Below are 13,856 nucleotides of genomic sequence, written 5' to 3'. Positions count from 1 at the left end.
TACCGCGCCAACCGAATTTCCGTTTCACCGCTCGGGCACGGCCGCAATCGCGGCGTGTGACAAGCGGCAAAGTTCGAAGGAGTGAGACCAAACATGTCTGCGAAAGATGTGAAATTTTCCCAAGACGCACGCGAGAAGTTGCTTCGCGGCGTCGACATCCTGGCCAATGCGGTCAAGGTGACGCTCGGCCCCAAGGGCCGCAACGTGGTTCTCGAGAAGTCGTTCGGCGCCCCGCGCATCACCAAGGACGGTGTGACGGTCGCCAAGGACATCGAGCTCGAGGATAAGTTCGAGAACATGGGCGCCCAGATGGTGCGCGAGGTTGCCTCCAAGACGGCCGACGAGGCCGGCGACGGCACCACCTCCGCGACCGTTCTGGCCCAGGCCATCGTCAAGGAAGGCGCCAAGTCCGTCGCGGCCGGCTCCAACCCGATGGATCTGAAGCGCGGCATCGACCTCGCGGTCAGCAAGGTCATCGATGCCCTTCAGGAGAAGGCCAAGAAGGTCACCTCCAACGAGGAGATCGCCCAGGTCGGCACCATCTCCGCCAATGGCGACGCCGAGATCGGCCGCTTCATTTCCGAAGCGATGCAGAAGGTCGGCAATGACGGCGTCATCACCGTCGAAGAGGCCAAGAGCCTCGAGACCGAGCTCGATGTGGTCGAGGGCATGCAGTTCGATCGCGGCTATCTCTCGCCGTACTTCATCACCGACGCCGACAAGATGCGCGTCGATCTGGAGGACCCCTACATCCTCATCAACGAGGCCAAGCTCTCCAACCTTCAGTCCATCCTGCCGCTGCTCGAGGCGGTTGTGCAGTCGGGCCGTCCGCTCCTCATCGTCGCTGAAGACGTCGAGGGCGAGGCTCTGGCCACGCTCGTGGTCAACAAGCTGCGCGGCGGCTTGAAGGTCGCGGCCGTCAAGGCTCCGGGCTTCGGCGATCGCCGCAAGGCCATGCTGCAGGACATCGCGGTCCTCACCGGCGGCCAGGTGGTCTCCGAGGATCTCGGCATCAAGCTGGAGAACGTCACGCTCGACATGCTCGGCCAGGCCAAGAAGGTCGTCATCACCAAGGACGACACCACGATCGTCGACGGCGTCGGCAAGAAGAAGGACATCGAGGCACGCGTGTCGCAGATCCGTCAGCAGATCGAGGACACCACGTCCGACTACGACCGCGAGAAGCTGCAGGAGCGTCTGGCGAAGCTCGCCGGCGGCGTTGCGGTGATCAAGGTCGGCGGTGCCACCGAGGTCGAGGTGAAGGAGAAGAAGGATCGCGTGGACGATGCGTTGAACGCGACCCGCGCGGCCGTCGAGGAAGGCATCGTGCCGGGCGGCGGCGTGGCGCTGCTCCATGCGGCCAAGGCCCTGAAGGCCAAGGGCGACAACGCCGATCAGGAAGCGGGCGTGAACATCGTTCGCCGCGCGCTCCAGGCGCCGATCCGCCAGATCGCCGAGAACGCCGGCGTGGAAGGCTCCATCGTGGTCGGCAAGGTCACCGATCAGAAGTCGCCGACCTTCGGCTACGACGCCCAGAACGACACCTATGTCGACCTGATCGAGAAGGGCATCATCGACCCGGCCAAGGTGGTCCGCACCGCGTTGCAGGATGCCGCCTCCGTCGCCGGACTTCTCGTCACCACCGAGGCGGGCGTGGCCGAGGCGCCGAAGAAGGACGATCCGATGCCGATGCCTCCGGGCGGCATGGACGGCATGGGCATGATGTAGTCCAGCGTCCTTCGACGAAGACATTAAGGGCCGTCCCTTCTTGGGCGGCCCTTTTTTGTGGCTGTTAGGCAGGTGCAGGCGTTAGGGCGTCGTGACGCAACCACTATCGCTCGAAAGACCGCTCGGTTCGCCCCAGTCGTTCGCGGGCACTTTGGGGAACGACTTGCCGAAGTCCTGTTTCACCAACTCGAATTTGAGCGGCACGTTCGAACTCTCGGGGAAATCGACGATCCAGAAATAGTCGTGGTTCTGGGCCGGCCATTCGCGCGGCACGCCCGGCAGGATGTCGAGATGGAAGAGCTGGCGGAGCGTCACCGCGGCCTCGCGCTCGAACTTCTTGTCGAGTTCGGGATCGGCGATGTGCCGCCGGTCCCAGACCATGACGATCGTCTTTCCCTTCAGCGCCGGGTTGTTGAGGATATTGCCTGCGGCCTCGCGCGTACGGGCGTGCAGCGCCTCGTCCCTCGTCTTCGGATCGTCCTGCGGCAACACCGAATAATGGATGATCGGCTTGCGCCAGCTTTCCGCGGCCGGCGTGGCCGTTGCCACGGTGTGCGGCGTGATGGCGAAGAAGAACGCGGGCGGCCCGTCCTCGCCGAACAACGTCTTCGCGGCCTTGGCGCCGAGATAGTTGTAGCGCAAGGCTCGCGCCCGCTGGTCGCCGATCTCGCAGAGCCGCCAGTCGTCCGCCGCCTCGGCGCTCGTGAGGATCACGATGCGCGCGGGCGCGGCAATGGCCGCAGCGTAAGAGCCGGCGAGCAAGGCGCTTGCGAGGGCGAGACGAATCCACATGGCGCGGAGACTAGCGGCTGCGGCCATCAACCGCCATTCACCTCCCGGTGAACCCAAACCTTCCTCGTCATGCCCGGCCTTTTGCCGGGCATCCACGATTTAGTGGAAGCGCACTGGAAAGACGTGGATGGCCGGGACAAGCCCGGCCATGACGTTCTATTGGGAAAGACTCGACAGGATCCTCTCACACAGTTCGCGGGCACGCGCGTCCCAGCCGGCACGCTTCGAGGCCAGGAGGTGGGCTTGCGACTTCAGGATCAGCCCGTCCTCGAGCACTTTCAGGTGGTTCGCCTTCAGGGTCGTGCCCGTCGAGGTGATGTCCACGATCAGCTCGGACGTGCCCGTGGCGGGCGTTGCTTCGGTCGCGCCGACGCTTTCGACGATGCGGTAGCCGGTGACGCCCTCTTTCGCGAAAAAACGCCGCGTGAGGTTCATGTATTTGGTGGCGACACGAAGCCCCCGCCCGTGATTGCGCGCGAACTGCTCGGCCACGTCTTCCAAGTCCGCCATGCGCGACACGTCGAGCCAGCACTCGGGCACGGCCACGACCACGTCCGCATGGCCGAACCCAAGCGGCATGAGGAACGCGATCCGTCCGTCCACGTCGTGCACGGTCTCGCGCACCAGGTCCTCGCCGGTGATGCCGAGATGCACGCGGCCCGAACGCAATTGATGCACGATCTCGGCGGCGGAGGTGTATTCCACCGCGACATCGGGTAGCCCGTCGAGCTGTCCCCGATAACCGCGCTCGTGGCCCTTGACGCGCAAGGTGAAGCCCGCCGCGTCGAACAACTCGGCGGCCTTCTCCTTGAGTCGCCCCTTGGAGGGTACGGCGATGACAAGGGACGGCGCGCTCATGACGATGCCCTCCCGACAGCGGCCAGCAAGCGCTCGGTGTGGATGGCCGAGCCCACGGCCGGCACGGGGCGCGGCGCCCCGAGCGCAGTGAGGAGATTGTCGTAGCGGCCGCCACCGGCGACCGGCTCGGTCTCGTCCATCCCCGGCGCCTCGATCTGGAACACGAGGCCCGAGTAGTATTCCAGCTTGCGGCCGAACTCCGTCGCAAACGTCGCGGCCTTGAGATCGATCCCCGCGCCTTCGAGGAGATGGAAGCGGCGCGCGGCCACGCCGAGCGCGGCATCGATGTCGAGGCCGGCCCCGTGCGCGATCATCGCGATCCTGTCCACGGCTTCGCGCGGCGGGGCCGAGACCGCCAGGAAATACTCGATGACGGTGGCCACCTCCTTCGGCAGCGTGTCCGCGTAAAGGTCCGCCGTCTGATCGAGCAGGCGCGCGGTGATTTCCCGCAACGTTCTGTTGCCGGCCAGCGGAATGCCTTCCGCGTCGAGATAGGCGGACACGACATCCTCCGCCTCGGCCTGGCCTTTGCCCGCGAGTTGCTCGGCCAGGGCCGTTACGAGACCGTTCGGGGTGATGCGCTCGCCCTTCGCAAGTCTGTCGAGCAACGCGTGGAAGCTCGGCGGACGCCAGAAATAGTGGCGCAGCTTGACCCGCCAGCGCTCCGGCAGGTCCAGCGCATCGACCAGCGCATAGAACAAGGCGATGTCGCCGAAGCGCAAGCGGAAACCGGAAAGCCCCGCGCTCCGCACCGCGTCCGTGGCGAGCAGCAGCACCTCCACGTCGGCGGCAGCCTTGTCGGACGCGCCGAAACATTCCACGCCTGCCTGGCGGAATTCGCGCGGGTGCGTGGCGGACGGCCCCAGCGGCTGAAAGCGGAAGGCGGGACCGTTATAGCAATAACGGGCTTCGGCGTCGGCCAGCGGGTGGCGCTCCAGATAGAGGCGCGAGACCGGCACGGTGAGATCGGGCCGGAGGCACAGCTCCTCGCCCGCCAGGTCGGTGAAGACGTAGGACCGGGCGCGCACCTGCTCGCCGATCTGATCGAGGAACACGCTCGCCGGCTGCAGGATCGCCGGCGCGACGAACTCGTAGCCCGCGCGCCCGAACAGGCCGACGAGATCGCGGGCCTGGCCTTCGAGGGCCTCGAACGCTTTGGCGGATTCGGCGGTCATGGGTTCACCCGAGCCTGCAATGATCGACCGTCATGCCAGGGCGAGGTCCCGGGCATCCACGATTTTTGGACAGAGCCACAGAGAAGACCGTGGATGGCCGGGTCAAGCCCGGCCATGACATGTCATAGGAGGCCATCGCTAACATTCCTATGTCTTCTGGCGCGAAAGGACCTGGCGAACCGCTTCGACAAGCTTGGCTTCCGGGACGGCGAACTGCGCCTCGGCCTGTTTCTTCAGGTACTCCTCACGGTCTTCGATCTTGGTGAGCGTGGCGCCGAGCGCGAGGTCCTTGATCTGAACTTCGCCGCGCTCTTTTTCGTCGCCACCTTGGATGACGACGCAAGGGGCGCCGCGCTTGTCGGCATATTTCATCTGCGCCTTCATGCCGGACGAACCGAGATAGAGCTCGGCGCGGATGTCCGCCGCGCGCAAGGTCTGCACCATTCGCTGGTAGTCACCCATGCGATCCTTGTCGAAGACGAGCACGACCACGGGGCCTTGGCTCTCGTCGCCGGTGTATTTGCCGAGCAGCTGAAGGCCGAACAGGAGCCGCGACACGCCGACCGAAATGCCGGTCGCCGGCGCGCGCTCTCCGGTGAAGCGTTCGACGAGTCCGTCATAGCGCCCGCCGCTCATGACGGAGCCTAGCCGGATGGTCTGCCCGCGATTGTCTTTGATCGTCGGCGTCAGCTCCGTCTCGAACACGGGGCCCGTGTAATATTCGAGGCCACGGACGATAGACGGGTCGATGAGAATGCGATCCGCGTAACCCGCCGACTCTATGAGATCTGCAATCGTCTTGAGTTCCTGGACTCCATTCGCACCGGCCTCCGTTTCCGGAAGCTGCGCGAGTTTCTCCAAGGCAGCGGCATTCCCGCCCGCCACCGGACAGGTCGATGAAATCACCGTGTTGATATCGTCCGCTGACAGACCCGCGCCCTTCGTGAAGTCGCCGCTCTCGTCTTTCCGGCCTTCGCCAAGGAGTAATTCAACGCCGTCTCTACCAAGCCGGTCGAACTTGTCGATGGCCCTCAAGACCGTGAGCCGCCGGTCCTCTTCGACACCGATGGAATCAAGAACGCCGTCAAGAATCTTCCGGCTGTTGACCTTGACCACATAGTCCCCGCGCGGGACGCCCAACGCCTCCATGGTGTCGGCGGCGAGCATGCACAGTTCCGCGTCCGCCGCGACGGACGGCGCGCCGACCGTGTCCGCGTCGAACTGCATGAACTGGCGGAAGCGGCCCGGGCCCGGCTTCTCGTTGCGCCACACGAGCCCCGTCTGATAGCGGCGGAAGGGCTTCGGCAGGGTCTGGAAGTTCTCGGCCACGTAGCGGGCGAGCGGCGCCGTCAGGTCGTAGCGCAGCGACAGCCATTGCTCGTCGTCGTCCTGGAAGGAGAACACGCCCGCGTTGGGCCGGTCCTCGTCGGGCAGGAACTTGCCGAGCGCGTCCGTATACTCGATGGCAGGCGTCGCCAGCGGCTCGAAGCCGTAGAGCTCGAACACGGACTTGATGGTGGCCAGCATCGCCTCGGTCGCGCGAATCTCTTGCGCCGATCCGTCCTGCAGCCCTTTGGGCAGGCGCGCTTCGGGACGAGAGATATCAGGCCCTTGGCCGGGCTTATCGTCGTTCTGACTCATGAGGGATGCGGCCGTTATTCAAAATGCTCAAGCCGCCGCGTTCTAGCCCATCGCTCCCCGGCCAGCAAGCAAGCGGGGCCTAATCGGCGAGCGCCTTTTCCTTGGCCGAGGCCTTGGCCATCTCGACCAGCGCCTCGATGGGATGGGCGCGCTTGCGCATCTTCGACAGCGCCGGCGGGCACGGACCGCCCGTGGCCCAGTCCAGAAGCTCCACCGTGTGGACGATGGGGATGTCGGTGCCGGCCTTGAGCTGGGTGATGCAGCCGATATTGCCCGTGACGATGACGTCCGGGGAGATCGATTCGATGTTCTTGATCTTGCGGTCCCGAAGCTCGGCGGAGAGTTCCGGTTCGACAATGTTGTAGGTGCCGGCCGAACCGCAGCACAAATGGCCTTCCGGGATCTCCGTCAGCGTGTAACCGGCCTGCTCCAGGAGCTGCCGGGGCAGTTCGTCGAGCTTCTGCCCATGGCCCAGGGAACAGGCGGAGTGATAGGCGACCTTGAGCCCGGTCCACATCACGGGCGGATTGAGCTCGATCTCGCTCAGGAACTCGGTCGGATCGCGCGTGAGACCGGCCACGTATTCGGCGCGTTCCGCGTAGCCGTGATCGCGTTCGAGCAGATTGCCATAGTCCTTCAGCGTGGTGCCGCAGCCGCTGGCGGTGGGGATGATGGCGTCCAAGAGCCGCTCGCGCATGACCGCCGTGAGCGCATCGATATTCCGCCGCGCATGGCCGCGCGCTTCCTCGTCGCGCCCCAGATGATGGGACAGCGCGCCGCAACAGCCCTCGTCCTTCACCACCATCACGTCCACGCCATGCCGGCGCAGCAGGCGAATCGCCGCCCGGTTGATCTGGGGCGCCAGCACCTCCTGGACGCAGCCCAGCATGATGGCCACGCGTTTGGGCTGCGGCGCGCGCGGGTTGTAGGCGGAGCGCGGGCGCAGGATCTTGAGCTTCAGCGCGTCCTTCGGAACCAGTTCCAGCGCCGCCGCGATGCGCTTCATGCCCAGCTTGCCGATCACGCCGCGGAACGGCCGGGCAAACCAGCCGAGGATCAGCATGGTCTTGAACCGGCTCGGATAGGGCAGCACCCGGCTCAGGAACATGCGCATCGTGTTCTTGTTCGGGCTGCGGTGCCCGCGCTGCTCGATGCGCAAGCGGGCTAGATCGACCAGATGCATATAGTCGACGCCGCTCGGGCACGCCGTCATGCAGCCGAGACAGGAGAGGCACCGGTCGATGTGATAGACGGTCGTCGCAGGCACGTCGCGCGTCTCGAACATCTGCTTCATCAGGTAGATGCGCCCGCGCGGACTGTCGCGCTCATCCCCTGTCAGCACATAGGTGGGACAGGTCGCGGTGCAGAGACCGCAATGGACGCAGCGGCGCAAGATCTCGTCCGCCCGCGCGATCGTGGCGTCTCCAAGTTGCAGAGCGTTGAAATTGGTTTCCATGGCGCGCTACCGGTCCCGATACAGCCGGCCGGGGTTGAACAGGCCGAGCGGGTCGAAGGCATGTTTCAGCTTCGCCGCCAGCGCGTCATGGGGCGGCTCCAAGGGCTGGAACACGTTCGTGCCGTTGCGAATCGTACTGTCGGCGCGAATCAGCGTGGCATGTCCTCCAAACTCCGCGAGTTGACGGCGAATCTCCACCGCGGCCGCATCGGCGAGGGCCGGCGTCTCGATCCAGACGAGGCCGCCCGACCAGTCATAGGCCACACGGACGTCGATCTTGCGCGCAAGGTTGCCGATGAGGGTCGCAGCCCGGCTCGGAACCGTGGAGACGCGCCAGAGCGGATATTTCACGTCTTGGAACATCTTCAGCGACTGCACGTCGCGCCAAAAGACCCGGCTGCGATCGGAGTCCAGTTCGAGTTGGGGCCCGTAGGCCAGCAGGGCCTCGCGCAGCCGGCTGGTGCGATATCTGGCTGAGGCCGGGAAGCTCTCCACCCGGATCGCGGTTACGGCGGCACCATTGCCTGCGAGCTCTTCATCGGTCACGCGCGCGGCCAGTTCGGCATGAAGGTGAAGCGTGCCGGACACCTCATAGGGCGTCCCCATGGCGAGACACAGCGCCTCGACGGCGGCGAAATCGGTCAGTCCGAAGAAGACCAGCGTGCGCGATTCGCGCTGCACGGGCAGCACTTTCAGCGCGACCTCGCTCATGACGGCCAGCGTGCCCCAGGAGCCGACCAGCGTCCGGGCGAGGTCGTAGCCCGTCACGTTCTTCATGACGCGCCCGCCCGACTTGATGATCTCCCCACGTCCGTTGACGGCGCGGATGCCGAGAACGTGGTCCCGCACCGCGCCTTTGAGAATGCGGCGGCTGCCGGAAATGTTCGTGGCCACAAGACCGCCGACGGTGCCGTCGCCGGGACCGTAACCCAGGACCGGCGCGATATCGACCGGCTCGCAGGCGAGTTCCTGATCGTTTTCGGCGAGCGCGGCTTCGATCTCGGCAATCGGCGTCCCGGCCTTGGCCACCATGACGAGCTCGGTGGGCTCGTACAGGGTGATGCCCTTCATGTTCTCGGTGCTGACGATCGCGCCCGCCCGGACTGCATGACCCAGTTCGCGCTTGGTACCCTTGCCCATGATCTCAAGCGGCGTGCGGGCTTCCGCCGCCTCGACGACGAGCTGCGACAGCTCCTCTTCGGTTTCCGGAGCCTGGAACCCAAGGCGCATATGGGCGGTCACAGCGTCTCCTCGCCTTCGATATATGCGCCTTCGTCCACGAGCTCGCCTTGTGGCGGCGCCCCGTCCGGGCCGGCATCGAGCCGGGTCAGGTCGATGGTCAGTTTCAGCGCGTCGCGGCCGAGGATCGGGAACACCTTGCCCGGGTTGAGAAGCCAGGCGGGGTCCAGCTCTTCCTTGATCCGGACTTGCTGGTCGATATCCTCGTCCGTGAACTGCTCATACATGAGTTCGCGCTTCTCGATGCCCACGCCGTGCTCGCCGGTCAGGCAGCCGCCCAGCTCGACGCAGAGCTTCAAGATCTCGGCGCCGCAAAGCTCCACGCGTTCGAGCTGCCCCGGATCGTTGGCATCATAGAGGATCAGCGGGTGCAGATTGCCGTCGCCCGCATGGAAGATATTGGCCACGTCGAACCGGTATTTGCGGCAGATCAGACTGACGCCCTCGAGCGCCGCGGGCAAGGCCGACAGCGGAATGACGCCATCCATGCACATGTAGTCCGAAATCTGACCGATCGCGCCAAAGGCCGCCTTGCGCCCCTTCCAGATCAGCGCGCTCTCCTCCGCGCTCTGGCTGCGCCGGGCACTGATCGGATTGTAGTCCTGGGCGATGTCCTCGATCTTCTCCAAGAGGTACTCGATCTCGTCCTCCGAGCCTTCGACCTCCACGATCAGCGCCGCCTCGGCGTCGAGCGGATAGCCGGCCGGAACGAAATGCTCGCAGACATGGATCGCCGGGCGGTCCATGAACTCGATCGCGACGGGCACGATGCCGGAAGCGATGATCGCGGCGACGCAGGAAGCGGCCGCCTGGGCGGAATCGAATCCGATCAGGACGGGCGCGCGCTTCGGGGCCGCCAGAAGCCGGACGCTCGCCTCGGTGACGACACCGAGCTGTCCTTCGGAGCCCGTGATCAACGGCAGGAAATCGTAGTTCGGCGCATCCAGATAGCTGCCGCCGAGATCGACAATCTCGCCATCCATCATCACCATGCGCACGGCCAGGAGGTTGTTGACCGTGACGCCGTATTTGAGGCAATGCGCGCCGCCGGAATTGGTGGCGATGTTTCCGCCCACGGTACAGGCCACCTGACTCGACGGGTCGGGGGCATAAAAGAAGCCCTTTGCCGGACGCGCCTGGGTGATCGCGATGTTCGTGCTGCCCGCTTCGACCCGCGCGACCCGGTTCGCGGCGTCGATCTCCAGGACCTTGTTCATCCGCGACAGGCACAGGACGATCGAATCCTCAAGCGGCGTCGCACCGCCGCAAAGCGACGTCCCTGCCCCGCGCGGCACCACCTTGACGTGGTTCTCGTAGCAGAAGCGCAAGATCGCCGAGACTTCCTCCGTGCTCGCCGGAAGCACCACCGCGAGCGGCAGGCGCCGATAGGCGGCGAGCGCATCGCATTCGAACGTACGCCGCCCTTCGAGATCGGCGATCAGCACCGCCTGCGGCGCCAGCTTCTTGAGCTGCTTCACCACTTCGTTCCGGCGCGCGAGGACCACGCGATCGGGATCTGGAAGGGTCACAGTGGACATGCAAGCAGGCTCCAAGCCGTCCAAAAGGCCGTTAGGATGTAGGACGCTCACCCCTCTTCGCATTTTCGAGGGGCGGCGGGCAACATGCGCTCTTACCCTATCAAGCCGCGCGCGCAAGCGAAACGCGCAGACGAACGGGTCCAGCCCGGCATCCTAGCTCAAGGGCCCACCGGTGTCGCATCGCCGGGCGGCGGCGCGGGCGGCATGGGCTCGTCCGCATTCGCCTCGGCGACCCCGCCTGCCTCGCCGTCGCCCTCGTTCCCGACCTCGCCCCCGGTCTGGAAGGTCTCGATGTCGTCCAGAACCTCCTTGAAGAGGTAGTCCCGGACGCCCTCTTCCCGCGCGATCTCCCGCCAGGCCTCGCGCAGCGCCTCCTGAACATCGTCCGGGAATGTGAGAATCTCGACGCCGTCCTGGCTGGCGAAGGCCGTCAGCGCCGCCGACTGCAGGACGGCGCTCTCCGCGAGCGTGCGCTGAAGCAGCTCGCCGCAGGTGCTCTCGATCAGGGATTGGTGCTCGGGTCCGAGCGCCGCCCAACGATCCCGATTGATCAGAAACTCGAACACGGTGGCGGGCTGATTCCAGCCCGGCTCATACAAGGTCTTGACCGCGTCCTGAAGCCCGTTGGCGCGATCGACCGCCGGCGTGTAGGCCTCCGCCGCTTCGATCTTTCCGTCATCGAAGGCGGCCGCGATCTGGCTCCCGGGGACGAGAACCGGGACGACGCCGAGGCGCATCATCACCCGCGCGCCAAGCCCGAAAATGCGCATGCGCAGGCCGTCGAGATCCTCCTTGGAGCCGATTTCCTTCGCAAACCAGCCGCCCGCCTCCGCGCCGCCGAAGGCACAAGGGATCACGTGGACCTCGATCTTGGCCTGATCGTACATCTCCTGGTAGAGCGCGCGCCCATGGCCGCGGTTGAACCAGTCCAGATAGCCCTTGGCGGCGGGACCGAACGGAAACCCGCCGAACAGGCTGGCGGCGGGCAGTTTTGCGGCCCAGTAGCCGGCCGTCGCGTAGCCCGCGTCGACCTTGCCGTCGGAGACCTTGTCCAGGATCTCGAACGGGGCCGTGCCGTCACCGGGCTCCTTCAAATCCAACTGCAAGGTGCCGTCCGAGCGCTCCTTCAGGAGCTTGGCCAGTTCGCGCGCAGGCGTCCCCAGACCCGGGACATGGGTTCCGAAGGCGAGCGGAGTGACCAGGGTGACACCCTCGGCCAGGGCGGCACTCGCCGCCGTAAAGGCCGCCAGGGTCGCCCCGCCCGCCACAAGCGCCTTGAAAAAGATCGACCTCATCGCGAATCGCCGCCCTTCAGGCCCGGAGACGCGCCGAGCTTGACGGGAAGATCGCAAGACCTCAACCCGTTGCTTCCGTTTGGATTGGGCTTCCGCTATGGTTCGACCAACTTTCCGACGCGCATCAGGTTGTTAGGCTGGACTTGGTAGGGTCTAGCGCGGGACGGTTCCATGAACTTCGCTGTTTGGCTGATCGAACGCCCCCGCTGGTTCAAGCGGATTCTGCTTATCGCGAATGACTTCGCGATGCTCGGCATCGCGTTGTGGGTGGCCTATTCCTTGCGTCTGAGCCGCGTCTACATACCCGAAACCTGGCAGACCCTGCTGCTTCTGCTGGCCGCGCCCGTCATCGGCGTCTTCGTCTTCTACTGGCGTGGCCTCTACAAGCTTGTCACCCGCTTCATCGGCCCCTCCGGCACCACGCAGATCTACATCGCCGTGATCATCGCCGCGGTTCTGTGGGCCCTCGTGGTCTATATGAGCGGGGTCAAGAACCACCCGCGCTCGGTCGTCGTGATCTACGCGCTGGTCGCGGCCATCTTGATCCGGTTGAGCCGTCAGTGGGCCGGGTCGATGCTGCTCAAAGCCGCGCCGCAGTTCGAGCCGATCCGCACGGACATACGGAAGAACGTCATCATCTACGGCGCGGGCCCGGCAGGCATTCAGTTGCTGCGCGCGCTGCACGAGGCCGGCACCTATCGCATGGTCGCCTTCATCGACTCCAGCCCCTCGCTGGCCGGTCAGGTGGTGCACGGGGTCAAGGTCGTCCGGCCCGAGAAGATCGGCAAGGTCATCGCCGACGAGAAGGTCGACGAGGTGCTCCTCGCCGCGCCGTCGGTGCTCCGCAGCGAGCGCCGGGTGGCCCTCAAGTTTCTGGAGAAATATCCCGTCGAGGTGAAGACCCTGCCCGCGCTGGAGGAGATTGCGTCGGGCCGTGTCGAGATCAGCGATCTTCGTCCCATCGATGTGGACGATCTCCTGGGCCGCGATCCGGTCTCGCCCGATTTGGAACTGCTGTCCTCGCAGGTCCGGGACAAGTCAGTCCTGATCACCGGCGCGGGCGGTTCGATCGGCTCCGAGCTCGCCCGTCAGCTCCTGCAGCTTGGACCCAAGACCCTGGTCCTGTTCGACGTCTCGGAACCCGCGCTCTACGAGATCTCGCTCGAGATCGCCGAAATCCAGCGCGGCATGCGCGTCGACGTCCCCGCGCGCGCGCCGAGAGAAGTGGTCGTCGTGCTCGGGTCGGTGCTGGACCGCACGTTGATCGACCGGACCCTGGCGCAGCACGACGTCGAGGTCATCTACCACGCGGCCGCCTACAAGCATGTGCCGATCGTCGAGGTGAACCCTTGCGTCGGCCTGCGGAACAACACGTTCGGAACCCAGGTGGTGGCGGAAGCCGCCCGGGCCGCCGGCATCGAGCGCTTCGTGCTGATCTCGAGCGACAAGGCGGTGCGGCCGACGAATGTCATGGGCGCCAGCAAGCGCCTGGCCGAGTTGGTCCTGCAGGCCTTGGCGGAGGACCCGCACAAGACGATCTTCACGATGGTGCGCTTCGGCAACGTCCTGGACTCCTCCGGCTCCGTGGTCCGCCTGTTCCGCAAGCAGATCAAGGCGGGTGGGCCCGTCACCGTTACCCATCCCGAAGTGATCCGCTATTTCATGTCGATCCCCGAACCGGCCCAACTCGTCATCCAAGCCGGGGCCATGGCGGAGGGCGGCGAGGTCTTCGTCCTGGAAATGGGAACGCCGGTCAAAATCGACGATCTGGCGCGCACGATGATCCGGCTGTCGGGCCTGGAAGTGCGCGACGAGGAGCGCCCCGAGGGCGACGTGGCCATCGAATATGTGGGCTTGCGTCCCGGTGAGAAGCTTTTCGAGGAATTGCTGATCGGCGAGGACGCGACGGGGACCAACCATCCGCGCATCTTCAAGACCTCCGAGCCTGTCTTGGGCTACGATGACCTGATCGCCGCGCTTGCACGCTTCGAGGCGGCGATCTCGAAGAACGACCTGGTCGACCTGCAAGAGATGTTGCAGGCGACTGTCGAGGGCTATGCGCCGTCCGGTGCCGCGGCGAACGTGGCGGCCGGAACGGATGAGTGGGAGCCCCACTCTCAAACCCTGCACTGAC

At 65.5% G+C, this 13,856-nt stretch carries 10 protein-coding genes; 2 read left to right on the top strand and 8 right to left on the bottom strand.

The window, feature by feature from the left end; all coding sequences use genetic code 11:
• Window positions 1-93 precede the first annotated feature (93 nt).
• A complete protein-coding gene (gene groL, locus AUC68_RS07120; protein WP_069436966.1) occupies window positions 94-1,728 on the top strand; it encodes a chaperonin GroEL in 1,635 nt (544 codons plus the stop codon).
• An 81-nt stretch (window positions 1,729-1,809) separates the two neighbouring features.
• Here the strand turns inward: groL and AUC68_RS07115 are convergent, their stop codons facing one another.
• The 8 genes from AUC68_RS07115 to AUC68_RS07080 form a co-directional block, all read right to left on the bottom strand.
• A complete protein-coding gene (locus AUC68_RS07115) occupies window positions 1,810-2,547 on the bottom strand; it encodes a hypothetical protein (protein ID WP_141701140.1) in 738 nt (245 codons plus the stop codon).
• Window positions 2,548-2,676: 129 nt separating this feature from the next.
• Entirely contained in the window at window positions 2,677-3,378 is a 702-nt protein-coding gene (gene hisG, locus AUC68_RS07110) for an ATP phosphoribosyltransferase (protein WP_069436964.1), read from the bottom strand.
• Window positions 3,375-4,553, bottom strand: a complete 1,179-nt coding sequence (locus AUC68_RS07105; RefSeq protein WP_069436963.1) for an ATP phosphoribosyltransferase regulatory subunit — start codon at window positions 4,551-4,553, stop codon at window positions 3,375-3,377. The genes hisG and AUC68_RS07105 overlap by 4 nt, the downstream gene beginning before the upstream one ends.
• A 147-nt stretch (window positions 4,554-4,700) precedes the next feature.
• Window positions 4,701-6,194: a histidine--tRNA ligase gene (gene hisS, locus AUC68_RS07100; RefSeq protein ID WP_069436962.1), complete on the bottom strand. Its 1,494-nt coding sequence runs from the start codon at window positions 6,192-6,194 to the stop codon at window positions 4,701-4,703.
• Between the two features lie 79 nt (window positions 6,195-6,273).
• Window positions 6,274-7,650: a glycolate oxidase subunit GlcF gene (glcF, locus tag AUC68_RS07095; RefSeq protein WP_069436961.1), complete on the bottom strand. Its 1,377-nt coding sequence runs from the start codon at window positions 7,648-7,650 to the stop codon at window positions 6,274-6,276.
• A gap of 6 nt (window positions 7,651-7,656) precedes the next feature.
• Complete coding sequence (gene glcE / locus AUC68_RS07090; RefSeq protein ID WP_141701139.1) at window positions 7,657-8,892, bottom strand: glycolate oxidase subunit GlcE; 1,236 nt, start codon at window positions 8,890-8,892, stop codon at window positions 7,657-7,659.
• Window positions 8,889-10,427, bottom strand: coding sequence for an FAD-linked oxidase C-terminal domain-containing protein (locus AUC68_RS07085; protein WP_083240506.1), 1,539 nt, complete (start codon window positions 10,425-10,427; stop codon window positions 8,889-8,891). Before AUC68_RS07085 ends, glcE begins: the two co-directional genes overlap by 4 nt.
• Window positions 10,428-10,585: 158 nt before the next feature.
• Window positions 10,586-11,722 (bottom strand): TRAP transporter substrate-binding protein, encoded by a 1,137-nt coding sequence (locus AUC68_RS07080; protein WP_069436958.1) that lies wholly within the window; start codon window positions 11,720-11,722, stop codon window positions 10,586-10,588.
• A gap of 171 nt (window positions 11,723-11,893) precedes the next feature.
• Here AUC68_RS07080 and AUC68_RS07075 point away from each other — a divergent pair, with 171 nt between their 5' ends.
• Window positions 11,894-13,855: a polysaccharide biosynthesis protein gene (locus AUC68_RS07075; RefSeq protein ID WP_069436957.1), complete on the top strand. Its 1,962-nt coding sequence runs from the start codon at window positions 11,894-11,896 to the stop codon at window positions 13,853-13,855.
• Window position 13,856 lies beyond the last annotated feature (1 nt).

Origin of the sequence: Methyloceanibacter methanicus (assembly GCF_001723285.1) — a bacterium.
Classification (GTDB): Bacteria; Pseudomonadota; Alphaproteobacteria; order Rhizobiales; family Methyloligellaceae; genus Methyloceanibacter; species Methyloceanibacter methanicus.
Note: the sequence above shows the minus strand (reverse complement) of the source record. Positions and strands in the feature narration are given on the sequence as shown.

What these genes read in the sequence shown, in the direction of transcription:
- groL (WP_069436966.1), top strand. Translation starts at nt 94, where the DNA reads ATGTCTGCGAAAGATGTGAAATTTTCCCAAGACGCACGCGAGAAGTTG.
- AUC68_RS07115 (WP_141701140.1), bottom strand. Translation starts at nt 2,547, where the DNA reads ATGGCCGCAGCCGCTAGTCTCCGCGCCATGTGGATTCGTCTCGCCCTC.
- hisG (WP_069436964.1), bottom strand. Translation starts at nt 3,378, where the DNA reads ATGAGCGCGCCGTCCCTTGTCATCGCCGTACCCTCCAAGGGGCGACTC.
- AUC68_RS07105 (WP_069436963.1), bottom strand. Translation starts at nt 4,553, where the DNA reads ATGACCGCCGAATCCGCCAAAGCGTTCGAGGCCCTCGAAGGCCAGGCC.
- hisS (WP_069436962.1), bottom strand. Translation starts at nt 6,194, where the DNA reads ATGAGTCAGAACGACGATAAGCCCGGCCAAGGGCCTGATATCTCTCGT.
- glcF (WP_069436961.1), bottom strand. Translation starts at nt 7,650, where the DNA reads ATGGAAACCAATTTCAACGCTCTGCAACTTGGAGACGCCACGATCGCG.
- AUC68_RS07085 (WP_083240506.1), bottom strand. Translation starts at nt 10,427, where the DNA reads ATGTCCACTGTGACCCTTCCAGATCCCGATCGCGTGGTCCTCGCGCGC.
- AUC68_RS07080 (WP_069436958.1), bottom strand. Translation starts at nt 11,722, where the DNA reads ATGAGGTCGATCTTTTTCAAGGCGCTTGTGGCGGGCGGGGCGACCCTG.
- AUC68_RS07075 (WP_069436957.1), top strand. Translation starts at nt 11,894, where the DNA reads ATGAACTTCGCTGTTTGGCTGATCGAACGCCCCCGCTGGTTCAAGCGG.